Origin of the sequence: Enterobacter sp. MGH85 (genome assembly GCF_001037655.1) — a bacterium.
GTDB classification, from domain to species: domain Bacteria; phylum Pseudomonadota; class Gammaproteobacteria; order Enterobacterales; family Enterobacteriaceae; genus Enterobacter; species Enterobacter intestinihominis.
Window position 1 is genome coordinate 520,501 of record NZ_KQ089925.1, and the last position, 23,783, is coordinate 544,283.

21 protein-coding genes are annotated in these 23,783 nt (G+C 53.8%); 9 read left to right on the forward strand and 12 right to left on the reverse strand.

The genetic code is table 11. The features are described 5' to 3' along the window. The first annotated feature begins 135 nt into the window (after positions 1–135). The 3 genes from SK51_RS24895 to SK51_RS02430 all read left to right on the forward strand — a co-directional run bounded on the left by SK51_RS24895 (position 136) and on the right by SK51_RS02430 (position 2,553). Positions 136–1,505, forward strand: a protein-coding gene (locus SK51_RS24895; RefSeq protein ID WP_085949440.1) for an IS3-like element ISKpn8 family transposase whose coding sequence is annotated in 2 segments (ribosomal slippage) — positions 136–616 and positions 616–1,505 — 1,371 coding nt in all. Because the reading frame shifts where the segments join, the coding sequence is not laid out codon by codon here. A 99-nt stretch (positions 1,506–1,604) separates the two neighbouring features. Beyond that, entirely contained in the window at positions 1,605–1,757 is a 153-nt protein-coding gene (locus SK51_RS02425; RefSeq protein WP_023305269.1) for a Hok/Gef family protein, read from the forward strand. Positions 1,758–1,878: 121 nt separating this feature from the next. Beyond that, complete coding sequence (locus tag SK51_RS02430; RefSeq protein WP_023305268.1) at positions 1,879–2,553, forward strand: tetratricopeptide repeat protein; 675 nt, start codon at positions 1,879–1,881, stop codon at positions 2,551–2,553. 75 nt (positions 2,554–2,628) lie between these two features. Here SK51_RS02430 and SK51_RS02435 read toward each other — a convergent pair whose 3' ends face one another. Together SK51_RS02435 and gltP are read right to left on the reverse strand one after the other, a co-directional pair. Then, positions 2,629–3,786 carry a DDE-type integrase/transposase/recombinase gene (locus SK51_RS02435; RefSeq protein WP_023305267.1) on the reverse strand — a complete coding sequence of 386 codons (1,158 nt, stop codon included), beginning with the start codon at positions 3,784–3,786 and terminating at the stop codon, positions 2,629–2,631. A gap of 148 nt (positions 3,787–3,934) precedes the next feature. Further along, positions 3,935–5,248 (reverse strand): glutamate/aspartate:proton symporter GltP, encoded by a 1,314-nt coding sequence (gltP, locus tag SK51_RS02440; RefSeq protein WP_022646765.1) that lies wholly within the window; start codon positions 5,246–5,248, stop codon positions 3,935–3,937. A 423-nt stretch (positions 5,249–5,671) separates the two neighbouring features. Here gltP and acs point away from each other — a divergent pair, with 423 nt between their 5' ends. The 3 genes from acs (at position 5,672) to actP (ending at position 9,724) form a co-directional block, all read left to right on the forward strand. Continuing rightward, positions 5,672–7,630 carry an acetate--CoA ligase gene (acs, locus tag SK51_RS02445; RefSeq protein ID WP_023299100.1) on the forward strand — a complete coding sequence of 653 codons (1,959 nt, stop codon included), beginning with the start codon at positions 5,672–5,674 and terminating at the stop codon, positions 7,628–7,630. Positions 7,631–7,763: 133 nt separating this feature from the next. After that, a complete protein-coding gene (locus SK51_RS02450) occupies positions 7,764–8,078 on the forward strand; it encodes a DUF485 domain-containing protein (protein ID WP_022646763.1) in 315 nt (104 codons plus the stop codon). Continuing rightward, complete coding sequence (gene actP, locus SK51_RS02455; protein ID WP_023299099.1) at positions 8,075–9,724, forward strand: cation/acetate symporter ActP; 1,650 nt, start codon at positions 8,075–8,077, stop codon at positions 9,722–9,724. Before SK51_RS02450 ends, actP begins: the two co-directional genes overlap by 4 nt. A gap of 33 nt (positions 9,725–9,757) precedes the next feature. Here actP and SK51_RS02460 read toward each other — a convergent pair whose 3' ends face one another. Both SK51_RS02460 and SK51_RS02465 read right to left on the reverse strand, forming a co-directional pair. Next, complete coding sequence (locus tag SK51_RS02460; RefSeq protein ID WP_048206579.1) at positions 9,758–10,447, reverse strand: LrgB family protein; 690 nt, start codon at positions 10,445–10,447, stop codon at positions 9,758–9,760. Beyond that, positions 10,440–10,850, reverse strand: a complete 411-nt coding sequence (locus SK51_RS02465; protein WP_022646760.1) for a CidA/LrgA family protein — start codon at positions 10,848–10,850, stop codon at positions 10,440–10,442. The genes SK51_RS02460 and SK51_RS02465 overlap by 8 nt, the downstream gene beginning before the upstream one ends. A gap of 102 nt (positions 10,851–10,952) precedes the next feature. On the opposite strand from SK51_RS02465, the gene SK51_RS02470 reads away from it, so the two are divergent. After that, positions 10,953–11,840, forward strand: a complete 888-nt coding sequence (locus SK51_RS02470) for a LysR family transcriptional regulator (RefSeq protein ID WP_023305266.1) — start codon at positions 10,953–10,955, stop codon at positions 11,838–11,840. Between the two features lie 513 nt (positions 11,841–12,353). On the opposite strand, the gene SK51_RS02475 is transcribed toward SK51_RS02470, so the two are convergent. From SK51_RS02475 to soxR, 4 genes are all read right to left on the reverse strand, one after another. Continuing rightward, positions 12,354–14,000 (reverse strand): Na+/H+ antiporter, encoded by a 1,647-nt coding sequence (locus SK51_RS02475; RefSeq protein WP_048206580.1) that lies wholly within the window; start codon positions 13,998–14,000, stop codon positions 12,354–12,356. A gap of 153 nt (positions 14,001–14,153) precedes the next feature. Then, positions 14,154–15,503 carry a guanine/hypoxanthine transporter GhxP gene (gene ghxP, locus SK51_RS02480; protein WP_022646757.1) on the reverse strand — a complete coding sequence of 450 codons (1,350 nt, stop codon included), beginning with the start codon at positions 15,501–15,503 and terminating at the stop codon, positions 14,154–14,156. A 297-nt stretch (positions 15,504–15,800) separates the two neighbouring features. Beyond that, positions 15,801–16,472, reverse strand: a complete 672-nt coding sequence (locus SK51_RS02485) for a glutathione S-transferase family protein (protein ID WP_022646756.1) — start codon at positions 16,470–16,472, stop codon at positions 15,801–15,803. Between the two features lie 349 nt (positions 16,473–16,821). Further along, entirely contained in the window at positions 16,822–17,280 is a 459-nt protein-coding gene (gene soxR, locus SK51_RS02490) for a redox-sensitive transcriptional activator SoxR (RefSeq protein WP_003860275.1), read from the reverse strand. A gap of 98 nt (positions 17,281–17,378) precedes the next feature. Here soxR and soxS point away from each other — a divergent pair, with 98 nt between their 5' ends. Then, entirely contained in the window at positions 17,379–17,705 is a 327-nt protein-coding gene (gene soxS, locus SK51_RS02495; RefSeq protein WP_003860277.1) for a superoxide response transcriptional regulator SoxS, read from the forward strand. 6 nt (positions 17,706–17,711) lie between these two features. On the opposite strand, the gene SK51_RS02500 is transcribed toward soxS, so the two are convergent. The 3 genes from SK51_RS02500 to SK51_RS23785 form a co-directional block, all read right to left on the reverse strand. After that, complete coding sequence (locus SK51_RS02500; RefSeq protein WP_023305265.1) at positions 17,712–19,277, reverse strand: EAL domain-containing protein; 1,566 nt, start codon at positions 19,275–19,277, stop codon at positions 17,712–17,714. A 265-nt stretch (positions 19,278–19,542) separates the two neighbouring features. Then, entirely contained in the window at positions 19,543–20,943 is a 1,401-nt protein-coding gene (locus tag SK51_RS02505; protein ID WP_032676709.1) for a sensor domain-containing diguanylate cyclase, read from the reverse strand. A 107-nt stretch (positions 20,944–21,050) separates the two neighbouring features. Further along, complete coding sequence (locus tag SK51_RS23785; RefSeq protein ID WP_001339197.1) at positions 21,051–22,259, reverse strand: IS4-like element ISVsa5 family transposase; 1,209 nt, start codon at positions 22,257–22,259, stop codon at positions 21,051–21,053. Positions 22,260–22,712: 453 nt separating this feature from the next. Between SK51_RS23785 and SK51_RS02510 the strand changes: the two genes are divergently transcribed. Further along, positions 22,713–22,994, forward strand: coding sequence for a YjcB family protein (locus SK51_RS02510; protein ID WP_022646751.1), 282 nt, complete (start codon positions 22,713–22,715; stop codon positions 22,992–22,994). 60 nt (positions 22,995–23,054) lie between these two features. On the opposite strand, the gene ssb1 is transcribed toward SK51_RS02510, so the two are convergent. Continuing rightward, positions 23,055–23,579: a single-stranded DNA-binding protein SSB1 gene (gene ssb1, locus SK51_RS02515; protein ID WP_003860284.1), complete on the reverse strand. Its 525-nt coding sequence runs from the start codon at positions 23,577–23,579 to the stop codon at positions 23,055–23,057. Positions 23,580–23,783 lie beyond the last annotated feature (204 nt).

Here is a 23,783-nt window from a genome sequence, read left to right on the forward strand (position 1 = left end):
TAAGATATGCGGCGGGTGCTTAAGACTTTCTGTCTTGAGCATTGTTGAGGGACAGAAAGTGGAAAGCCCCGGGAAATTTGCATTTACCTGTACTGCACCCATTTTGTTGGACGATGAAATGGAATAGTCCCTGATATGTCAAAGCCAAAATACCCCTTCGAAAAGCGCCTTGAAGTCGTGAATCACTACTTCACAACTGATGATGGTTACAGGATCATCTCTGCACGTTTTGGTGTGCCTCGAACCCAGGTCAGGACGTGGGTTGCCCTCTATGAAAAACATGGAGAAAAAGGTTTAATTCCCAAACCTAAAGGCGTTAGTGCTGATCCAGAGTTGCGCATTAAGGTCGTGAAAGCCGTGACCGAGCAGCAGATGTCCCTCAATCAGGCTGCTGCTCACTTTATGCTTGCTGGTAGTGGTTCTGTAGCCAAGTGGCTGAAAGTCTATGAGGAGCACGGAGAAGCTGGTTTACGCGCACTCAAGATCGGCACCAAAAGAAACATTACAATGTCAGTTGATCCAGAAAAAGCGGCGTTAGCATTGGAGCTGTCGAAAGACCGACGTATTGAGGATCTTGAAAGACAAGTTCGATTCCTTGAAATGCGGCTTACGTATCTAAAAAAGCTGAAAGCCTTAGCTCATCCCGCGAAAAAGTGAAAGTACTCAACGAGCTAAGGCAGTTTTACCCTCTTGATGAGCTTCTCAAGGCAGCGGAGATACCGCGCAGTACGTTTTATTACCATCTAAAGGCTCTCAGCAAGCCTGATAAGTATGCGGATGTTAAAAAGCGTATTGGTGAGATTTATCACGAGAATAAAGGTCGTTACGGATACCGTAGGGTAACGTTGTCTCTCCATCGAGACGGGGAACGGATTAACCATAAAGCCGTTCAGCGCCTGATGGGAACCCTCTCGCTTAAGGCAGCGATTAAGGTCAAGCGATACAGCTCCTACAGAGGAGAGGTAGGGCAAACCGCCCCCAATGTTCTCCAAAGGGATTTCAAGGCTACACGGCCAAACGAGAAGTGGGTTACCGACGTTACTGAATTTGCAGTCAATGGGCGAAAGCTGTATTTGTCTCCAGTAATAGATCTCTTCAACAACGAAGTTATTTCTTACAGCCTGTCGGAAAGACCTGTGATGAACATGGTCGAGAATATGCTCGATCAGGCATTCAAAAAGCTTAAGCCTCACGAGCATCCTATTCTGCACTCTGACCAGGGATGGCAGTATCGTATGAGAAGGTATCAAAACATCCTTAAAGAACAAGGCATTACACAGAGCATGTCCAGAAAAGGCAATTGTCTGGATAATGCAGTCGTGGAATGTTTCTTTGGAACCTTAAAGTCGGAGTGTTTTTATCTTGACGAGTTCAGTAATATAAGCGAACTGAAGGATGCTGTTACGGAATATATTGACTACTACAACAGCAGAAGAATTAGCCTGAAATTAAAAGGTCTGAGTCCAATTGAATATCGAACCCAGACCTATGTGCCTCGTGTTTAACTGTCCAACTTTTTGGGGTCAGTACAACCCGAGGCTACCCCTCAACCCCAACAAGTTGAGAGTAGCCTCTTATTCTTTTTTTCACAAGGAGTAAAAGGCATGACGCTATTAAAAACTGCGTTAGGCATCGTTTTTATTATTTGCCTGACGATAGTGATCTTTACCTTTATTACTCGCGGTAAGTTATGTGAGTTTTCAATAAAGAGTGAACATCAGGAGGTGGCGGCGAAATTAGCCTGTAACGCAGGCTAACCTCTTCGGGTGGAACGCGTGTTCCGCCCGGCTTGTGGGATACTGAGGTCTTAACGCACCCGTTTTTTTCTTCTGTCGCCGCGATTATACTGCGCGGCATGTACCCCGATGATAAGAATCCATGAAAGCCATTTTTCTGTTGTTGTTATTTTTAACCGCCTTTGCCCGTGCCGATGAGATAGGCAGCCAGTATCGAAAACAGGCGGAAGCCGGTGATGCGCGCGCCCAGTATTATCTTGCCGATACGTACTTCAGCTCCGGCGACAGCAAGCAGGCCGCGCTGTGGGCCGAGAAAGCGGCGAAAGGCGGCAATATCGACGCCATGGCGCTGCTGTCGCAAATCCTCTTTACGCAGGGCGACTACGCACAGGCCAAAGCTCTGGCCCAACAGGCAAACATTGCGGGCAGCAAACGCGGCGCGATCATGCTGGCGCGGGTGCTGGTGAACACGCAAGCAGGCAAGACCGACTACCCGCAGGCCATTAAACTGCTGCAAACGTCGACCGAAGACATCGATAGCGACTCGGCGGTAGACGCGCAACAGCTGCTGGGGCTGATCTATGCCAACGGCGTTGAAGTCCCTCAGGATGACGTGCAGGCTGCGGCGTGGTTCAAGCGGAGTTCGGCTCTGTCCCGGACGGGCTATGCGGAGTACTGGGCAGGCATGCTGTTCAGGCAGGGTGAGAAAGGCTTTATCACACCGAATAAACAGAAAGCGCTTTACTGGTTAAACCTGAGCTGTACGGAAGGGTTTGATACCGGGTGTGAAGAGTTTGATGCGTTGAGCGGGGAGTAAATTATTGCCCGGTGGCGCTGCTGTATGACCGGATACATAGGTAACAGATCAGACCGGGAACATAGGTAACACTTTTCAGTCTATCCGGAGCACACTCTGGGTTTTTCGGTCGTAGTACGCAAGCGTTATTCCATTAAAGATGATGGCCTCCAGGCCATCATCTTGTTCTTCCAGCATGATGTACTCATCAGTCAGCGCTTCACTCAGGAACACCGTCCCCTTTTTCCCCATATAGAGTGTCCCCCTTGATTTCACCCTGTAGACCGTACCTCCTTCCGGATAAGCATATTCAGGAACCCTGCCATCCCAGTGCCGGCCTGAGGGTTGCCATACCGTTCCGGGCGTTGCACCCGCCAGGGCTTCATGCGGCCTTTCGTAGTTAAACTCTTCCCGGTAGCCACTGAACCACCGCTGTTGTTCTTCCATTGTCATAAATATGTTGCCCTGTTTTACTGCACTTTTCAGCGAACGATGCATTCGCTCATGACGGCCGTTTTCTTCCGGATGCCCCTTTCTGATGCGTTCCGGTCTGATGCCCAGCTTTATCAGCCAGACTGCAAGGCGACTTAACCCGGCGATACCTGTTCCTGCGAAAGGCTGACCATTATCCGTTCTCAGGACTTCCGGCAGACCGTACTCCAGGAACGCATCCGTCAGGCACTGCCTGACGAAGGGCTCGCTCTCCCGGTCTGCTCCCCGGCAGCTCAGAAGATACCGGCTGTGATTGTCGGTGAGGGTGAAGGGATGACAGTATTTCCGGCTCAGCAGCCTGAACTTGCCTTTAAAATCAGCGCTCCAGACCTGATTGTTCTCACTGATGATGGTCAGGGGCTGGCGATTGCCCGGGGTTCTGCGTTTTCGCTTTTTATCCGGAACCAGGCCTTCACGCTTGAGGATATCGCCGATAGTACTGGCAGCGGGGACGGTAAAATCGACGTGATGATTGAGCAGCCACATCCGCAGTTTTTTGGGGCCCCAGTCAGGGTGTTTTTGCCTCAGGGCCGTAAGCTGCCCGGCGATATCATCAGGAACTGTCCGGGAGTGGGAGTGCGGAGCACGCGACCGGTCAGAGAGAGATGACAGGTCAGAGGGGTCAAAACGCTGAAGCCATTTGTAACCGGTTTTTCGACTGATGCCGAAGAGACGGCAGAGGGCAGAAAAAGAATCCGTACCTGCATGGCAGGCACGGATAAAATCAAGGCGTTGCATAGGTCGGGTCTCAGTCCAGGGCATAGCGAGTCTCCTCTTCTATGCCAGTTATAACTGTTACCCATGTATCCGGTCTAAAGTGTTACCCATGTTTCCGGTTCATACCCTGCGCTTACCGGGCCTACGGTTATGTAGGCCGGGTAAGGCGAAGCCGCCACCCGGCATTTTTACATCACTGGTCAGCCGTTTTATCAAAACGACCCAGCACCTCGCGTTCATACGCCAGCGCTTTTTTACGGTCGAACTTGTGTTCCCACTTGGAGATTACCAGCACCGCCAGCGCATTACCCACCACGTTCAGCGCGGTACGCGCCATGTCGAGGATACGGTCCACACCGGCGATAAACGCCAGGCCTTCCAGCGGAATACCGACGCTGCCCAGCGTCGCCAGCAGCACCACGAAGGAGACGCCCGGCACGCCTGCGATACCCTTTGAGGTCACCATCAGGGTCAACACCAGCACGATTTCCTGCCACAGCGACAGGTCAATGCCGTACAGCTGAGCGATAAAGATTGCCGCAATACTCTGATACAGCGTTGAACCATCCAGGTTGAAGGAGTAACCGGTCGGTACAACGAAGCTGGTAATGGACGCCGGTGCACCGTAGGCCTCCATCTTCTCAATGATACGCGGCAGCACGCTCTCGGAGCTTGCCGTGGAGTACGCCAGAATCAGCTCATCTTTCAGAATGCGGATCAGGATCCAGATACTCAGCCCGCACAGGCGCGCCACAATCCCCAGCACCACCAGCGCGAAGAACAGGATCGCGAAGTGCACCAGAATCACCAGCTTCGCCAACGGCCACAGGGAAGCAAAGCCGAAGTTCGCCACGGTTACGGCGATCAGCGCAAAAACACCCACCGGCGCATAGCGCATCACCATGTGGGTAACTTTGAACATGGTTTCAGAGATAGAGCGGAACACCGTTACCAGCGGTTCACGGTGCGTCGCGGGCAGGGAAGAAAGCCCCAGACCAAAGAGCACCGAGAAGAAGATGATCGGCAGCATCTCGCCCTTCGCCATTGACGCGATAATGTTGGTCGGCACCAGTGACAGAATTGTGCCCATCAGACCGTGCGAATGGCTCTGCACGTCGGCGGTGGTGCTTTGATATTTCGAAATATCCACCGTCGCCAGCTGCGACATATCAATCCCGGAACCTGGCTGGAACACGTTCGCCAGGGTGATACCAAGAATGATGGCAACCGTGGTGATCACTTCGAAATAGAGAATGGTTTTAACGCCGATGCGGCCTAACTGTTTCGCATCACCTACCCCGGCAATACCGACCACCAGCGTCGAGATCACAATCGGCACAACAATCATCTTGATCAGATGAATAAAGATATCGCCCGCTGGCGAGAGAAGGTTCGCAATCAGCCACTCGCGGCTGTCGCTATGGTAATGGAGGTAACTGCCCAGCAAGATGCCCAGCACAAGGGCCAGCAGGATCTGCCAGGCCAGGCTGACTTTCAAATTTTTCATAGAAACTGACTTCCTCAATGAAATCTCCGCACCAGCAAAACTGCATGAATATGGAGACATACTGAAAGGGTATGAATTGTGTTGCGTTGGTTTATGGGATTTTTTAACGCGCCGTATGAGTATCATTTGCACGGCATGCTGCGCAAGCCTTAAAGAACAAGGCATTTCACTGCAAAAAGCGTCATTGACGGTAATTAATAGCAATCCACATCAATAACCGATTGTTATGAAAAAACTTTTACAAACAAAAAAGTGAATAATTCTTCAGATGAATTATTTCCCTTCAAAGTTTCATTCGCTCAATTTTCATACTCTTCAGACATTGCGTGATCTGTCGCCCAAATACTAAACAAAGCTTGTAAAGCCCCTACTATTAACGTTTTTGCGACATATTATTAACATCTTACAAGGAGAAAAAAAGCCATGAGCCAAATACACAAACACGACATTCCCGCAAACATTGCGGACCGTTGCCTGATAAGCCCGGAGCAGTACCAGGAGAAATACCAGCAGTCCATTTCCAGCCCTGACGCATTCTGGGGTGAACAGGGCCACATCCTCGACTGGATCAAACCTTATCAGAAGGTAAAGAACACCTCTTTCGCGCCGGGCAACGTCTCCATTAAATGGTATGAAGACGGCACGCTGAACCTGGCGGCGAACTGCCTGGACCGCCATCTTGCCGAACGCGGCAACGAAACGGCCATTATCTGGGAAGGCGACGATGCCTCTCAGAGCAAACACATCTCATATAAAGAGCTTCATCGCGACGTCTGCCGCTTCGCCAACGTGCTGCTGGCCCAGGGCATTAAAAAAGGCGATGTGGTGGCGATCTATATGCCGATGGTGCCGGAAGCCGCGGTGGCTATGCTGGCCTGCGCGCGCATCGGCGCGATCCACTCCGTTATTTTTGGTGGCTTCTCGCCGGAGGCGGTTGCCGGACGTATCGTCGACTCGAACTCAAAGCTGGTGATCACCGCTGACGAGGGCGTGCGTGCCGGGCGCGGCATTCCGCTGAAGAAAAACGTCGATGAAGCGCTGAAAAACCCGAACGTGAAATCCATCCATAACGTCATTGTCTTCAAACGCACGGGCGGCAACATTGACTGGCACGAGGGCCGAGACCTGTGGTGGAGCGATCTGATTGAAAACGCAAGCGACCAGCATCAGCCGGAAGAGATGAACGCGGAAGATCCGCTGTTTATCCTTTATACCTCCGGATCCACTGGTAAGCCGAAAGGCGTGCTGCATACCACCGGCGGCTATCTGGTTTACGCGGCCACCACCTTTAAATACGTTTTCGACTACCATCCGGGCGACATCTACTGGTGTACCGCCGACGTGGGCTGGGTCACCGGTCACAGCTACCTGCTGTACGGCCCGCTGGCCTGCGGCGCAACGACGCTGATGTTTGAAGGCGTACCTAACTGGCCAACGCCGGCACGTATGTGCCAGGTGGTTGATAAGCATCAGGTCAACATTCTCTACACCGCGCCAACGGCGATCCGTGCGCTGATGGCGGAAGGCGATAAAGCCATCGAAGGGACCGACCGCTCTTCCCTGCGCATCCTCGGTTCCGTGGGCGAGCCGATCAACCCGGAAGCCTGGGAGTGGTACTGGAAGAAGATCGGCAACGAGAAGTGCCCGGTGATGGACACCTGGTGGCAGACCGAAACCGGCGGCTTCATGATCACCCCGATGCCGGGCGCCACGCAGTTGAAAGCCGGTTCGGCCACCCGTCCGTTCTTCGGCGTGCAGCCCGCGCTGGTGGACAACGAAGGCAATCCGCAGGAAGGGGCCACCGAAGGCAACCTGGTAATCGTCGATTCCTGGCCTGGCCAGGCGCGTACCCTGTTCGGCGACCATGAGCGCTTCGAACAGACCTACTTCTCAACCTTTAAAAACATGTACTTCAGCGGCGACGGCGCGCGCCGGGACGAAGACGGTTATTACTGGATCACCGGACGCGTGGACGATGTGCTGAATGTTTCCGGCCACCGTCTGGGCACGGCGGAGATTGAGTCTGCGCTGGTGTCGCATCCGAAGATTGCCGAAGCGGCAGTTGTCGGCATTCCTCACAACATCAAAGGCCAGGCGATCTACGCCTACGTCACCCTGAACCACGGCGAGGAGCCGTCGCCAGAGCTGTATACCGAGGTGCGTAACTGGGTGCGTAAAGAGATCGGCCCGCTGGCCACGCCGGACGTGCTGCACTGGACCGACTCACTGCCGAAAACCCGTTCCGGCAAGATTATGCGTCGTATTCTGCGCAAAATCGCAGCAGGCGACACCAGCAACCTCGGTGATACCTCAACGCTTGCCGATCCTGGCGTGGTGGACAAACTGCTCGAAGAGAAGCAGGCCATCGCAATGCCTTCCTAGTGTTTCTCCCTCTCCCCGTGGGAGAGGGCCGGGGTGAGGGCATCAGACCGCACCTTCCTTCCATCACCCTAACCCTCTCCCCATAGGGGAGAGGGGATAAAAACAAACCAACCTTACCTTTGGAGACTCTGTGATGAATAACGATATTTGTCAGCAGATAGAGAATAGTGCGCACTACAGGGAGCTCGTCGAAAAACGGCAACGGTTTGCCTTTATCCTTTCCATCATCATGCTGGTTATTTACGTCGGCTTTATTCTGCTGATCGCCTTTGCGCCGCAGTGGCTCGGTACGCCGCTGCACGCCGGAACCAGCGTTACGCGCGGCATCCCAATTGGCATTGGCGTTATCGTTATTTCGTTTGTGCTGACAGGTGTGTATGTCTGGCGTGCGAACGGTGAATTCGATCGTCTTAACAGAGAAGTTCTGCGCGAGGTAAAAGCATCATGAAGCGAGTCCTGACGGCGCTTGCCGCCACACTTCCCTTTGCTGCCCATGCGGCAGATGCCCTTACCGGCGAGGTCCAGCGCCAGCCAACCAACTGGCAGGCGATTATCATGTTCCTGATTTTCGTGGTGCTAACGCTTTACATCACCTACTGGGCGTCGAAACGCGTGCGCTCCCGTAACGATTACTACACCGCGGGCGGCAACATTACCGGCTTCCAGAACGGGCTGGCGATTGCGGGAGACTTTATGTCTGCCGCCTCGTTCCTCGGGATCTCCGCGCTGGTTTATACCTCGGGGTATGACGGCCTGATCTACTCCCTCGGCTTCCTCGTCGGCTGGCCGATCATTCTGTTCCTGATTGCCGAGCGCCTGCGTAACCTTGGCCGCTACACCTTTGCAGACGTAGCTTCATACCGCCTCAAACAAGGCCCCATCCGCATGCTCTCCGCCTGCGGTTCGCTGGTGGTGGTGGCGCTGTACCTGATTGCCCAGATGGTCGGCGCGGGCAAACTGATCGAGCTGCTGTTCGGTCTGAACTACCACGTCGCGGTGGTGCTGGTAGGCGTGCTGATGGTGATGTACGTCCTGTTCGGCGGCATGCTGGCCACCACCTGGGTACAGATCATCAAAGCGGTACTGCTGCTGTTCGGCGCCAGCTTTATGGCCTTTATGGTAATGAAGCACGTCGGGTTCAGCTTCAATAATCTGTTTACCGAAGCCATGTCAGTGCACCCGAAAGGGGAAGCGATCATGAGCCCGGGCGGGCTGGTGAAAGATCCGATATCCGCGCTCTCGCTCGGTCTCGGCCTGATGTTCGGTACCGCTGGCCTGCCGCATATCCTGATGCGTTTCTTCACGGTGTCTGATGCACGTGAAGCGCGTAAAAGCGTGTTCTACGCCACCGGGTTTATGGGCTACTTCTACATACTGACCTTTATCATCGGCTTTGGCGCGATCATGCTGGTGGGGGCAAACCCGGCGTTTAAAGACGCGGCGGGCGCGCTTATCGGCGGTAACAACATGGCGGCGGTGCATCTGGCCGACGCGGTAGGCGGTAACCTGTTCCTCGGCTTTATCTCTGCCGTGGCCTTCGCCACCATCCTCGCGGTGGTTGCCGGGCTGACGTTGGCTGGTGCGTCTGCGGTATCGCACGATCTCTACGCCAACGTTTTCCGCAAAGGCGCAAGCGAGCGCGATGAGCTGAAAGTCTCCAAAATCACCGTACTGGTGCTGGGCGTCGTCGCCATCCTGCTGGGGATTTTGTTCGAGAAGCAGAACATCGCCTTTATGGTGGGGCTGGCCTTCTCGATTGCGGCAAGCTGTAACTTCCCGATCATTCTGCTCTCCATGTACTGGTCAAAACTGACCACCCGTGGGGCGATGATTGGCGGCTGGCTGGGGCTGCTGACGGCGGTGATTCTGATGATCCTCGGCCCGACCATCTGGGTGCAGATCCTCGGTCACGAAAGCGCTATCTTCCCGTATGAATACCCGGCGCTGTTCTCCATTGCCGTGGCGTTTATCGGGATCTGGTTCTTCTCAGCGACCGACAACTCGCCGGAGGGTAACCTGGAGCGTGAGAAATTCCGCGCCCAGTTTATCCGCTCGCAAACCGGCCTGGGTGTTGAGCAGGGCCGCGCGCACTAAACCTTTTCTCCCCGGTCGCTCTGGCCGGGGAACTTAAAACATCACCCACGCCACCAGCGGCGCGATTAATACCATTGTCACGCCCGAGAGCATCATCACCAGGCTTGCAACAACGCCTTCCTGCTGACCCAGCTCATACGAACGTGCCGTCCCCGCCCCGTGCGACGCCGCGCCAAACCCCGCCCCTTTCGCCATCCCTTCGCGAATGGAAAGGCGCAGAAACAGCACATCCCCCACTGCCATGCCGAACACGCCGGTCACCACCACAAACAGCGCCACCAGATCCGGCTGTCCGCCGAGCGGTTTAGCCGCCGCCAGCGCGAACGGTGTGGTCACCGAGCGTACCGCCAGGCTGCGCTGGATTTCATCAGACAGGGTAAACAGCCGCGCCAGCCAGACCGAGCTGCACACCGCCACTACCGTCGCGGTGACGACACCCGCGCTGAGCGACATCCAGTGGCGTTTAATAATTGCCAGGTTGTCATACACCGGCACCGCAAAGGCGATAGTCGCCGGGCCGAGCAGCCACAGCAGCCAGTGGGATTCACCAATGTAGTTCTGCCAGGAGATATGGCCGAAGACCAGCATCAGCACCAGCAGGATCGGCGTAAAGACCAGCGGCATCAGCGGCAGCGTGCGAAAGCGGCTATACAGGCGCTTGTTGGCAAAGTAAATGACGACTGTCGCAATCAGGCATAGCACGCTTATCTGAAAGTTAGTCATGCTTCTGCCTGCTGATTTCAAAGCGATACACTTTATCCACCACCCAGGCGGTGGCGCCCAGCACCATCAGCGTGCTCAGGGCGATAACCGCAAAGATGCGCCAGCCGTCGACCATCAGCAGTTGCGCATAATTCACCACCGCCACCACGGCCGGAACGAAGAACAGCAGCATCTCCGCCAGCAGCCAGCGCGCACCGGCCCGCACCCAGCTAAGGGGCAACGCGCGACAGAGGATCAGCGTCAGCATCAGCACCATTCCCACCAGGTTGGCGGGTAAAGGCAGGTTCAGCCAGTCGACAAGATATTCAGCAAAAACAAACAGTCCCGCGTAGAGCAGTACCTGAACCGGTACCTGGAGTCGTTGAACAACGGCAGGCGTAACACGGCTTAACGCCACGGCCATGGGGGTTTTCCTCAGAAATGAGACGAGGCGCCAGTATAGTGAGCGTACGGTATCGACTGAAATGAATTAAAATCATCGAAGGTATAGTTTCGAGGAATAATCATGGACATAAGAACGCTGCGCTATTTTGTCGAGGTGGTTCGCCAGCAAAGTTTTACCCGCGCAGCGGAGAAGTTATTCGTAACCCAGCCTACCATCAGTAAGATGCTGAAAAACCTCGAAGATGAGCTGAACTGTACCCTGCTGATCCGCGACGGGCGCAAGCTGCTGCTGACCGATACCGGTCGCGTGGTGTTCGAGCGCGGGCTGGCAATTCTGGCGGAGTTCCGCCAGCTGGAGGCCGAGCTTGGGGACATCAACCACCTGACAAAAGGGCTGCTGCGGCTCGGCATTCCGCCGATGGTCGGCATGATGATGGCCGGGCCGATTAGCCTGTTTCGCCAGCGCTATCCCGGCGTTGAGCTAAAAATTTCTGAATTTGGCGGCCTGACCGTGCAGCAGGCGGTGATGAACGGTGAACTGGACGTGGCCATGACGGCCCTTCCCGTGGAAGAAGAGAGCGGGCTGGCAACGCTGCCGCTGTTCAGCCACCCGCTGTGCGTGCTGGTGCCGCGCTCCGGCGACTGGCTGAAGATTGAATCAGTAAAACCCGAGCTGCTCGGCGAACACCCGCTGCTGATTTACAACGAAGATTTCGCCTTAAGCCGCCAGCTGATGGCGCTGTTTAACCAGCACAACGTAAAGCCGCGCATTACGGTGCGCAGCGGCCAGTGGGATTTTCTGGCAGCGATGGTACAGGCGGGCGTGGGGATAGCCATTCTGCCGCAGCCGATCTGCGAGCGGCTGGATAAAAACACGCTGCGCTGGATCCCGCTGGAGAGCGATCTGCACTGGCAGTTAGGGATGATCTGGCGTGAAGGGGTGTATCTGTCGCACAGCGCACAGGCGTGGTTGCAATGCTGTGAGGGGTTTTGGGTACCCTCACCCTAACCCTCTCCCATAGGGCTGAGGGATCCCCAGTAATTTTTTTATGCAGAAGCAATAAAGTTGCTTTCTAAATGACTGAGGGCTGTCAGCGATGCCCTGGTCCGGCTGTAAATCGCTGAGGCGTTTGCCTTCCGGCCGGGGCGAGGCGCAGGGATGCGCCGAGAGGGCGGCTTTACAGGGACGTTGCCTCCGCCCGTACCCGATAAGCCGGAAGGAATAAGCCGAGGGCACCGCGAAGCGGCGATTTTCCGCCGGGAGCCCGGGTCGCCAGGGGGGTGGCGACTGAGCCACCCTGGCACGTTCACCGGTCATGTCGTTACAGAGTAGCAAGGAACATAAAGTGAACGGAATGACCACCACCGCCGTATGTTCCCCTCACCCTAACCCTCTCCCCGGAGGGGCGAGGGGATTGCTCAGTGCTCGCATTAATTTGTGGGGAACCCTCAGCCCATAGGGAGAGGGAACCGATCGAGCACGTAGGCCCGGTAAGCGCAGCGCCACCGGGCAATTACAGCGCTACTGATTCTCTATCAACAACGCTTCCAGCAGATCCAGATCGTGCAGCAGCTTTTGCAGCGTCTCGTTGCTGATCTGCCGCGTCGCGCGCAGGTGATACAGCTCGGCACGCTCGGAGCGCAGCGCCGCCAGGCGGAAACGGCGCTCGAGGTTCTCTTCCTGCAACGAACTTTCCACGTCGTTACGTCCGTCAGCACGGCGACGCAAATTACCGATCACGCGTGAACTGACTTCCTTCAGCAGCTGGTTATCAATGTTCTCTTCGGCATCGGCGGCCAGACGCTCCTCCATCTTCTCGATGGCGACAATCGCCACTTCCGCCGTCGCCGCACGGGCAATCCGCTCTTCCTTATGCTGCTGCGAGGTGTCACCCGCATCAATATGCTGCAGCAGAATCGGCAGCATAATTACGCCGACAAACAGGGAGAAGAGGATCACGCCCGCCGCCAGGAACACCAGCTCGTAGCGCGCCGGGAAGACGTCGCCCGTCGGCAGAAGCAGAGGAATGGAGAGCACACCAGCAAGGGTAATCGCCCCGCGAACGCCCGCGAAAGAGGCAATCAGCAGCTCGCGCGTGGTCCAGGAGCCGAACTCCATCGGCTTTTTGGTCAGGAAGCGAACGCTGAACTTCTTCATCGTCCACAGCCAGCCGAAACGCACCAGCATTAGCGAAAGGTAGATGAGTACGATATCGGTAAACAGCATCCAGACTTCAACGTTTGGATCCGCTTCGGCCGCGATCAGCGAAGATTCCATAATGCCCGGCAGTTGCAGGCCCAACAGCAGGAACACCATGCCGTTAAAGACAAACTCGAGCATCGCCCAGGTACTGTTCGCGCGCAGACGCATCGCCAGCGGCGCCCGGCGCATCACGCCGGAACGGGTGATGGTCATCCCCGCGGCTACCGCCGCCAGAATGCCCGACACGCCGATATGTTCGGCAATCAGGTAAGAGGCGAACGGCAGCAGGAACAGCAGGACGATCTGCGTCGCCGGTTCATCGCCGCCCCAGCGGCTGAGGAAGCGCAGCGAACGACCGTACAGCCAGCTTACAACAAAGCCTGCGAGGATACCGCCAATCGCCACCTTGAAGAATTCGAGGGTTGCACCGCCGACGGTAAAGACCAGGGTGCCCATGGCTACCGCCACGGCAAACTTCAGGGCGACCAGGCCGGAAGCGTCGTTCATCAGCGCCTCGCCCTGCAAAATGCCCATGATTTTCTTAGGAATGCGCCCTTCGCCCACAATGCCGGACAGCGCCACGGCGTCGGTCGGCGACAGCACGGCAGCCAGCGCAAAGGCGGGTATAAGCGGGATCCCCGGTACGGCCCAGTAGATCAGGAAACCAATCCCGACCACGGTAACGACCACCAGCGCCAGCGCCAGACCGAAGATCTCTCGCCCGTGCTCAAGAAATTCGCGCGTCGGCGTTTTCCAGCCATCGGCAAACAGCAGCGGCGGGATAAACAGCACGAGGAACAGTTCCGGATCGAACTCCACGTGCAGACCGAACGTCGGCCACGCCAGCAGCGCGCCGATAGCTATTTGCATTAAAGGCAGGGGGACCTGGAAGGGCAGTACGCGTGTAACCACCCCGGATAATGAGACCACAAGGGTCATGATGAGTATTGTGAAGAAAATTTCCATGCGTTCCCTGTTTGCTGTGTTTCTTTTTAAGCCAAACCTGAGGCGTCGTGCCTCTTATTCTATCCTCTCCAGAGTAACGTAAAAGACAACGGGATGAGTCCTGAAAATAAAAACGGGCGGCCTGAGCCACCCGTTTTCGCATCAATGGATAACTTAAATTGCCCAGCCGCCCGCGTAGAACGCCACCAGCGCAACGGCGATGACAACGGTACCGATGTTCAGCTTGCGCCACTCACCGGAGACCAGACGCCCAATCACCAGCGAGGCGAAACCGATCATAATGCCGGTCACGATGTTACAGGTCAGCACGATAAATACCGCGGTGATCAGACCGGACATGGCATCAACAAAGTCAGCAAAGTCGATTTTCGCCACGTTGCTCAGCATCAGCAGGCCGACGTACATCAGCGCAGGTGCGGTCGCGTAAGCTGGCACCAGATAAGAGAGCGGAGAGAGGAACAGGATCAGCAGGAACAGTACGCCAACGGTAATAGCCGTCAGGCCGGTTTTGCCGCCTGCCGCCGTACCCGCTGCGGACTCAATGTACACTGCCGCTGGCGCTGCACCCACCAGACCAGAGAAAACGCTGCTCAGGGAGTCGGTGGTCAGCGCTTTGCCGCCGTCAATGATCTGGCCGTCTTTGTCCAGCAGGTTAGCCTGACCGGCCACCGCGCGGATGGTCCCGGTGGCGTCAAACACCGCGGTCATTACCAGCGCCAGCACGCTTGGCAGGATCACCGGATTCAGCGCGCCCACAATATCCAGGCTACCAATCAGGGAGTTACCGTTGTCATCGCTCAGCGACGGCATGGCGAAAATCCCGGAGAAATGAACGGACGGGTCGAAGATCAGACCGACGATGGACACGCCGATAATGGTCAGCAGAATGCCGCCCGGCACTTTCAGTTTTTCCAGGCCAATGATCACCGCCAGACCCACCAGCGACATAATTACCGGGAAGCTCGCGAAGTTACCCAGCGCAACCGGCAGGCCGTCCAGCGGGTTCTTGATGACCAGACCCACGCCGTTGGCGGCAATCAGCAGCAGGAACAGGCCGATGCCGATACCGGTGCCGTGCGCCACGCCCTGCGGCAGGTTGCGCAAAATCCAGCTACGGATGCCGGTAGCAGAGATCACGGTGAACAGAACACCCATCAGGAACACCGCGCCGAGCGCTACGGGGACGCTGATATGCTGGCCCAGCACCAGGCTGAAGGCGGTAAACGCGGTCAGGGAGATGGCGCACCCGATCGCCAGCGGCAGGTTCGCCCACAGGCCCATCACAATCGAACCCACACCCGCAACCAGGCAGGTGGCAACGAAGACCGCCGCTGGCGGGAAACCGGCTTTGCCGAGCATGCCCGGCACCACGATGACGGAGTACACCATCGCCAGAAACGTCGTCAGACCGGCAACAACTTCCTGGCGCACGGTGCTGCCGCGAGCAGAAATTTTAAACATGGCGTCAAGTGAACCGCCGGTACGCGCAGATGGCGTAGACATAGAAAACATCCCCTGAAAATTTTTATTGAAAGTCCGTAAGCGTGGTGGAGACTCCACTGCCAGCGAAACGTCAAATCCTTGTGCTGCGTTTGCGACGAAAGGGGCGTCACAAAAAAAGCAAACGTTTAGCTCCGCGCTTACAAAACGGGTGGTCAAATGTAGGCAAACGATTATCTAGCCTAATACCCGCCCTTTTCAACTGAACTTTCTCGTTTTTCGCTAAAATTGCCTCATGACGATGAAGAATTAAGCAGAGGATGCGCAAACGTTATCGTCCATGCGCAATTTCGTTACATTTCATCCCCCGCCGGGTATCGTCAGCGGGCCGCCTTTCGCAAGTGTTGTCTGCCAGCCCGGACGTGCCTCCACTCTCTGTTTCCACGCCGCTATGTGGTCGAGATTGTCGATGCCACCTCTCGCCAGCAGGGCGAAGAGGGGAAAACTCATCTGGATGTCCGCCATGGTCAGCGTGTCGCCGGCAAACCAGCTGTTTTCGGCAAGATGATCGTTAATAAAGCGCGCATGCGTTTCCAGCTGGCGGTTGAGATACGCTTTTTGCACCCCCTGCCCTAGCGCCTTACCCAGCGTGCGCAGGCCAAACGGGACGGGGGGTTTGCCGAGGCTGTTAAATACCAGCTTCATTAACAGCAGCGGCATCAAAGATCCTTCGGCGTAATGCAGCCAGAAGCGATACTGCACTTTATGGGCGGGATCTAACGGTTTGAATCGTGACGCCGAATCGTACGTTTCCTGAAGATATTCCAGAATCGCGCCTGATTCAGCCAGAACCAGTCCGTTATCTTCCAGTACCGGGGATTTTCCCAGCGGATGCACTTTTTTGAGCGCGTCTGGTGCGAGCATGGTTTTTTCGCGCTGGTAGCGCACAATCTCATATGTCAGACCCAGTTCTTCCAGCGCCCAGAGGACACGATGGGAACGAGACTGGTTAAGGTGGTGGACCGTTAGCATGATGTTCTCCGGTGATTCATACTTTTTAACTATAGAAAACTGAACAACTTCACGAAAAAAATTCGGCTAAAATCTCATCATCTCCGGTGGCAAAAACGGCGGCCGGGCATAGAATTAAAGTGTCAGTACAAACCGGAACCTCCTCCATAAGCTCGACACGAGGAGTACTGATGTCGGGGGAAACCCTCCCGTGAGCCAGCGGGATAGAGAGAAAGACAAAGACCGGAAAAAACTAAAGCGCCCTTAGTGGCGCTTTAGTTCTTTATGCTTGTTGCCGGGTGCTGCGCCTTACCCGGCCTACAAAACCGAGAGCGTAGGCCGGGTAAGCGAAGCACCCGGCAAACACCTTTCAATCCTCCTCCAGCAACCGCGCCCCTGTTCCCTGCTCGCCCAGCCTGTCACCCGGGTTACGCAGCGGACAATCACTACGTGATAAACACCCGCAACCAATACAGCCATCCAGTTCATCGCGCAGGGCCACCAGCGTGTGAATACGACGATCCAGTTCTTCTCGCCACTGGGACGACAGCTGCTTCCACTCTTTCGCGCTCAGCGAGTGTCCTTCCGGCAATACGCCGAACGCGTCGCCGATGGTAGCCAGGGGGATGCCGATACGTTGCGCAATTTTGATAATCGCCACGTAGCGGAGCACATCGCGGGTATAGCGCCGCTGGTTTCCGGCGTTACGGATACTTTTTATTAACCCTTTGCTTTCATAGAAGTGGAGCGCCGACACCGCCACGCCGCTTCGTTTCGCCACTTCACCGGGGGTTAACAGCGCTTTGATGCGCGGTAATCTCTTTTCCATAAAACCTCTTTACCTCAAGTTAACTTGAGGAATTATACTCCCCCGCAGAGAAAACGACGAATCAACCAGGACAGATGTCTCCACAGAGGGGTAACCTTATGTCGCATCAGCAAATTATTCAGACGCTTATTGAATGGATTGATGAACATATCGACCAGCCGTTGAACATTGATGTGGTCGCTAAGAAGTCGGGCTATTCGAAATGGTATTTACAGAGAATGTTCCGCACCGTAATGCATCAAACGCTGGGTGACTACATTCGCCAGCGCAGGCTCCTGCTGGCGGCGCAGGCGTTACGCTCAACGCAGCGGCCCATTTTTGATATCGCAATGGATCTGGGCTATGTGTCGCAGCAGACCTTTTCCCGCGTCTTCCGCCGCGAGTTTGACCGTACGCCGAGCGACTACCGCCATCAGCTCAATTAATGCGTGTTAACGCAAGGGTTGCTGCTGCCAGGCCATAAATGCCTGGGGCGGCATCGCTTTCGCGAAGTGCCATCCCTGACAATACTGCACGCCACGCTTCAGCAGCCAGCTCACCTGCTCCCCCGTCTCGACCCCTTCCGCAATGGTTTTCAGCCGCAGGCTTTGCGCCATCTCAATGATGTGCTCGGCAATCAGGTGGCTGGTGCTGTTGGTGGTTAAGGTATCGATAAAAGATTTGTCGATTTTCAGGATATCGACGTTCAGCGAATAGAGGTTATGCAGGTTAGAGTAGCCGGTTCCGAAATCATCAATCGCCACTTCATACCCCGCCTGGCGAAACGCCTGAATGACCGGCGTGGTTTTCGGCACGTCAATAAACCCCCGCTCCGTCACCTCAATTTTTATTTGCTGCGCGCGAACCGAGTAAAAGCGGGCTTTGTCGGAGATCAGGGCGATAAGACGCGAAGAGTGAAAATCCGACGCCGACAGGTTAATCGAGACATACAGATCGGGGTGAGCGGCAAGAAAATGGCCCAGATCGGTGAACACCTCCTCCACGACGTAATCCGTAATGCGCTCAATCATCCCCTCTTTTTCGGCCAGGGGAATAAATTCCGCCGGGCTCATAACCTGACCGTTGAATCCTGGCCAACGCAACAACGCCTCTGCTCCCACGCACTGGTTATTTTTTATATCAATAATGGGCTGATAATGGACGCACAGCTGGCGTTTATTCAGCGCCCGGTGCAGAAGTCGGCCAGGCGAATTGAATTCACGGTGTGTTCGCGACCACACCAGCAAAATAATAATGCTGCAAATCATCCCCAGCGGTAGCGTCAGAGTAGCCTGATGATAAAGCGTTTTATAAAAACGGGCATTGGAGGTTGAAACGATGGCCGCAATGGGCCTCTGCTCTGATTTTACGATCCTATAAAAACGGTCATCTTTCTGAAAAGTCGTTTCCTGATGTCGGAGCATCGAATGCAATAAAGAAATATTGGCTTTCTGACTCACAGAAAAGAATGCATTGCTGACGGTGTCATACACTCCCCACGACAGGGAACGATCGTCTGACATCACCTCACTGTACGAAAGCGGGTTGACCACTGCGACATAATTTCCGCGCTGCATATATATCATTTTATAACCATTAAAAAATGGCGTATCGCGAAAATAATAGATAGCAACGTCGGGTTTACGTGTGTAATTGGCAGCGGGGATGATGTAAGGATGATCCGGCGTAATAAGGGTCGAGCAGAGAAAGTCCTGGCCTTCAGCATAAATTAAATCGGCAACAAAAAGGCGACCGCGGGAAACGTTCAACATATATTGACGATGCTCCGGCGTACACACTTTACCCTGATATTTTTCCGCGTCTTCCCGGGCCATATCAACCTGTTGAATAACCCGTTCAGTTTTGTTTAAAGCAAGTTCAGCAAACGTGCGCAGCTGAGCGCTGATTTCCGACACGGCTCTAAGCTGGGCAAACCATAGCGCAAGCATCACCGGCAGCATAACTACCATGATAATCCCGACCGCTTTGAGCATTTTGCGCCGCGCGCTACGATTCATTTCCCGCTCTGTATCCCTGCATGTTGTACGCCTGTAGCAATGAAGACCGGCTGCTTTGATAAACAGGTGATTACGTTGCATGAATCATGGGAAGTTAGCAACTGACTTTTGGTATTAAAAATCCTAAAATTCGTGATGCCGATAATATTTTCCCGTAAGCCAAACTAAAAGTATTCATTTCGTTTCTGATAAGGATAATAATTACCCGCGACAGGTGTGGAAAATTTGTTGGCTGAAATAGCCTGCTCTTTGTTCTTATGCTGATTTATAAATAATCAGACGCCAGAACCGTTTTTCCTCTTCCCGTACGCTTGGCGTCATATAATGCCTGATCGGCACGCATCAGTATGGCAGAAGTATCCCGTTGCCCCTGACAGACTTCAACCACCCCGGCGCTGAAAGAGAGTACCAGCGTTTTATCGCCCACACGCAGCGGTTTTGAGATCAGCGCGGCACGCAGCCGGGAAGAGAGCAACGTAGCGGCCATACCATCCGTACGCGCCAGCAGAAGAACAAACTCTTCGCCCCCTACCCGTCCCAGTGCCGACCCGGCCGGGCTCACTTCGCGAATACGGTCGCAAAAGTGAATCAATGCCGCATCGCCAACCTGATGTCCCCACCGATCGTTGATCTGCTTGAAATAATCGAGATCGAACATCAGGAGACAGAAATGGCTACTGACATCCTGCGGCGAACTGGCTGCCAGCGCCATTTTGAGCCGCTGTAAAATTGTCGAGCGATTCATACAGCCCGTCAGATCGTCCGTGGTGGCTTTGACGGTCAGCTGCTGTTCTGCTTTTTTACGTTCGGTGATATCGAGGCCAATATTGAGAATGGAGTTATCCGGTAAAAGGATGTTTGACCAGAGGATGGTTAACGGCGTCCCGTCTTTACGCACCGGGTGCCATTCGTACATATCCTTAAGTGGTGCGAAACGAACCGACTCCTGCACGCGCTGTCGCTCCTCGGGATCCGGGTAAAACAGGGCCAGCGGATCGGGGTGCTCGCCGATTTCAGTCATACTCCAGCCAAAGACTTTTTCGCATTCGGCGTTCCACAATACACACCGGTTATGTCTGTCAAAGGCGTTCATCAATACCGGAGCACGTTCAAATAAAGTTTTATATTGCGTGACGACGCGCTGCATCTCTTGCGCTGTTTTTTCCCGCACGATGATGTCATCAAAATAATCTTTTAGCTTCTCGACCAATACCACCACGATATTTTTCAATATCGGCAACGAGGTCAGTTTTTCATTAAAAGCCAAAAAGAAATAACCACTGCACTGTCTGCCATGCGCTGAGAGTTTACACAGCACGCCGCTTTGCAGCCGCGCATAGCCCGGGTGCTGAGGGGAAAATACCGCCCGGCCAATATGCTCTTTCCAGTAGATAACGCGCCAGGCGCGGTGATGCCGTTGCAACAGGGTGCTGGCAAGAAAATCCGCCACGTTGAAGGCGTGACACGTCACGTCGCCGGCACAAACCACGCGCGGCCCGTCTGCGGATTCGACACTGACCCACGAGAGATTTGCCCCCAGTGCGCTGTTGATGATTTCCAGCATTTCAACCGGCGAACACTGCGCGTTGAGTTGTGGCATCAGCTTCGCCAGGGCGTGCAGAGCCTGCATGCTGTCGTTAATAATCTCGCGTCTTTTTTCTTTCATTATCTTTTCGCAGGTCATTAATCGAGAGAGCAACCGCAATAACTCATATCTGAATAAAAGAATAAGACCACGAAATCAAAGAGTATGCTGAGTGCTGAGAGATCCCCTCATAATTTCCCCAAAGCGTAACCATGTGTGAATAAATTTTGAGCTAGTAGGGTTGCAGCCACGAGTAAGTCTTCCCTTGTTATTGTGTAGCCAGAATGCCGCAAAACTTCCATGCCTAAGCGAACTGTTGAGAGTACGTTTCGATTTCTGACTGTGTTAGCCTGGAAGTGCTTGTCCCAACCTTGTTTCTGAGCATGAACGCCCGCAAGCCAACATGTTAGTTGAAGCATCAGGGCGATTAGCAGCATGATATCAAAACGCTCTGAGCTGCTCGTTCGGCTATGGCGTAGGCCTAGTCCGTAGGCAGGACTTTTCAAGTCTCGGAAGGTTTCTTCAATCTGCATTCGCTTCGAATAGATATTAACAAGTTGTTTGGGTGTTCGAATTTCAACAGGTAAGTTAGTTGCTAGAACCCATGGCTCCTTTGCCGACGCTGAGTAGATTTTAGGTGACGGGTGGTGACAATGAGTCCGTGTCGAGCGCTGATTTTTTCGGCCTTTAGAGCGAGATTTATACAATAGAATTTGGCATGAGATTGGATTGCTTTTAGTCAGCCTCTTATAGCCTAAAGTCTTTGAGTGACTAGATGACATATCATGTAAGTTGCTGATAGGTTTCCAGTTTTCCGCTCCTAGGTCTGCATATTGTACTTTTCCTCTTACTCGACTTAACCAGTACCAACCCAGCTTCTCAACGGATTTATACCATGGCACTTTAAAGCCAGCATCACTGACAATGAGCGGTGTGGTGTTACTCGGTAGAATGCTCGCAAGGTCGGCTAGAAATTGGTCATGAGCTTTCTTTGAACATTGCTCTGAAAGCGGGAACGCTTTCTCATAAAGAGTAACAGAACGACCGTGTAGTGCGACTGAAGCTCGCAATACCATAAGTCGTTTTTGCTCACGAATATCAGACCAGTCAACAAGTACAATGGGCATCGTATTGCCCGAACAGATAAAGCTAGCATGCCAACGGTATACAGCGAGTCGCTCTTTGTGGAGGTGACGATTACCTAACAATCGGTCGATTCGTTTGATGTTATGTTTTGTTCTCGCTTTGGTTGGCAGGTTACGGCCAAGTTCGGTAAGAGTGAGAGTTTTACAGTCAAGTAATGCGTGGCAAGCCAACGTTAAGCTGTTGAGTCGTTTTAAGTGTAATTCGGGGCAGAATTGGTAAAGAGAGTCGTGTAAAATATCGAGTTCGCACATCTTGTTGTCTGATTATTGATTTTTCGCGAAACCATTTGATCATATGACAAGATGTGTATCCACCTTAACTTAATGATTTTTACCAAAATCATTAGGGGATTCATCAGTGCTGAGTGTTAAAAAAGAATAAAAATCCAAATAATTCAATGTGATGAATTATTTTTGCGGGTACATTTATTGTTCCACACAAGCATAATCCATAGACATACTGCTGTAAACGCTATACAGCCGAGGGTGTTTTGCAAAGGTTTTGCTATCTGAATGAATTAAAAATAAAAATTCCGGCTAAGCGCCGATCTGAGCGAGTACGATATATTTTCCCCGGTTATAAACCCACTTTTACCTCATACGATACTGGCGAATAAAGCAGCAAATGTGATATAGTTCACACATCTTATGTAACGAGAAACATTGTTTCATTCCAGTTCGTCTGTTTTGTCGAGGATGGGTTTTATGGCAACCATTACCACCAGCATGGTGCTCCTGCGCTGGCCGTTGTTGAGCGCGGTTTTGATGTTCCTGGCCAGCACGTTAAACATTCAGTTCCGAAAGTCCGACTACGCAGGTCTTGCTGTGATTAGCACCCTGTTAGGGTTGGGTGCCGCATGCTGGTTCGCGACAGGTTTACTCGGCATTACGCTGGTGGATATGGCCGCCGTCTGGGAAAACATTAAAGTGGTGATGGTTGAAGCCATGAGCCACACTCCGCCAGACTGGCCGATGGTGATTACCTGATAGCCTGTTATAAAAAACCCAGACATTGTCTGGGTTTTTTGTGTTTCACGCGTCTGGATATCAGAACGGGATATCGTCGTCGAAGTCCATTGGCGGTTCGTTAGACGGTGCCGGAGCAGACTGCTGCTGAGGACGAGACTGCGCGCCGCCGCTGAACTGATTGCCGCCCTGAGGCTGTTGAGGCTGACCCCAACCGCCCTGCTGCTGGCCGCCACCTGCCGGTGCGCCACCGCCCTGACGACCACCCAGCATCTGCATGGTGCCGCCTACGTTGACCACCACTTCCGTGGTGTATTTTTCCTGACCGGATTGATCGGTCCATTTGCGGGTACGCAGCTGGCCTTCGATATAGACCTGAGAACCCTTACGCAGATACTCACCGGCCACTTCAGCCAGTTTGCCAAACAGCACAACGCGGTGCCATTCGGTCTGCTCTTTCATTTCACCGGTCGCTTTATCACGCCAGGATTCGGAAGTAGCCAGCGTAATGTTGGCAACTGCGCCACCACTCGGCATGTAGCGTACTTCCGGGTCCTGGCCCAGATTACCGACGAGAATCACCTTGTTTACGCCTCTGCTGGCCATGTTCGTGTCTCCTGAATACGTTTCTTAATAGTGTAAACGCGCGAGTGTACCATTTCCATGCGACACTTTGATAGTTGCGTAGCATGTTCCAGAGTTCTCTCGCGGACTCGACATTGTTACACAGTGAATCAGAAAATGCATTCCAATACTGTATATTCAAACAGGTCATTTTGTGTCATAATTAGCCGTTTCTGACAGCCGTTT

Coding starts and splice junctions, on each gene's coding strand:
- SK51_RS02425 (WP_023305269.1), top strand. CDS start 1,605: ATGACGCTATTAAAAACTGCGTTAGGCATCGTTTTTATTATTTGCCTG.
- SK51_RS02430 (WP_023305268.1), top strand. CDS start 1,879: ATGAAAGCCATTTTTCTGTTGTTGTTATTTTTAACCGCCTTTGCCCGT.
- SK51_RS02435 (WP_023305267.1), bottom strand. CDS start 3,786: ATGCCCTGGACTGAGACCCGACCTATGCAACGCCTTGATTTTATCCGT.
- gltP (WP_022646765.1), bottom strand. CDS start 5,248: ATGAAAAATTTGAAAGTCAGCCTGGCCTGGCAGATCCTGCTGGCCCTT.
- acs (WP_023299100.1), top strand. CDS start 5,672: ATGAGCCAAATACACAAACACGACATTCCCGCAAACATTGCGGACCGT.
- SK51_RS02450 (WP_022646763.1), top strand. CDS start 7,764: ATGAATAACGATATTTGTCAGCAGATAGAGAATAGTGCGCACTACAGG.
- actP (WP_023299099.1), top strand. CDS start 8,075: ATGAAGCGAGTCCTGACGGCGCTTGCCGCCACACTTCCCTTTGCTGCC.
- SK51_RS02460 (WP_048206579.1), bottom strand. CDS start 10,447: ATGACTAACTTTCAGATAAGCGTGCTATGCCTGATTGCGACAGTCGTC.
- SK51_RS02465 (WP_022646760.1), bottom strand. CDS start 10,850: ATGGCCGTGGCGTTAAGCCGTGTTACGCCTGCCGTTGTTCAACGACTC.
- SK51_RS02470 (WP_023305266.1), top strand. CDS start 10,953: ATGGACATAAGAACGCTGCGCTATTTTGTCGAGGTGGTTCGCCAGCAA.
- SK51_RS02475 (WP_048206580.1), bottom strand. CDS start 14,000: ATGGAAATTTTCTTCACAATACTCATCATGACCCTTGTGGTCTCATTA.
- ghxP (WP_022646757.1), bottom strand. CDS start 15,503: ATGTCTACGCCATCTGCGCGTACCGGCGGTTCACTTGACGCCATGTTT.
- SK51_RS02485 (WP_022646756.1), bottom strand. CDS start 16,472: ATGCTAACGGTCCACCACCTTAACCAGTCTCGTTCCCATCGTGTCCTC.
- soxR (WP_003860275.1), bottom strand. CDS start 17,280: ATGGAAAAGAGATTACCGCGCATCAAAGCGCTGTTAACCCCCGGTGAA.
- soxS (WP_003860277.1), top strand. CDS start 17,379: ATGTCGCATCAGCAAATTATTCAGACGCTTATTGAATGGATTGATGAA.
- SK51_RS02500 (WP_023305265.1), bottom strand. CDS start 19,277: ATGAATCGTAGCGCGCGGCGCAAAATGCTCAAAGCGGTCGGGATTATC.
- SK51_RS02505 (WP_032676709.1), bottom strand. CDS start 20,943: ATGAAAGAAAAAAGACGCGAGATTATTAACGACAGCATGCAGGCTCTG.
- SK51_RS23785 (WP_001339197.1), bottom strand. CDS start 22,259: ATGTGCGAACTCGATATTTTACACGACTCTCTTTACCAATTCTGCCCC.
- SK51_RS02510 (WP_022646751.1), top strand. CDS start 22,713: ATGGCAACCATTACCACCAGCATGGTGCTCCTGCGCTGGCCGTTGTTG.
- ssb1 (WP_003860284.1), bottom strand. CDS start 23,579: ATGGCCAGCAGAGGCGTAAACAAGGTGATTCTCGTCGGTAATCTGGGC.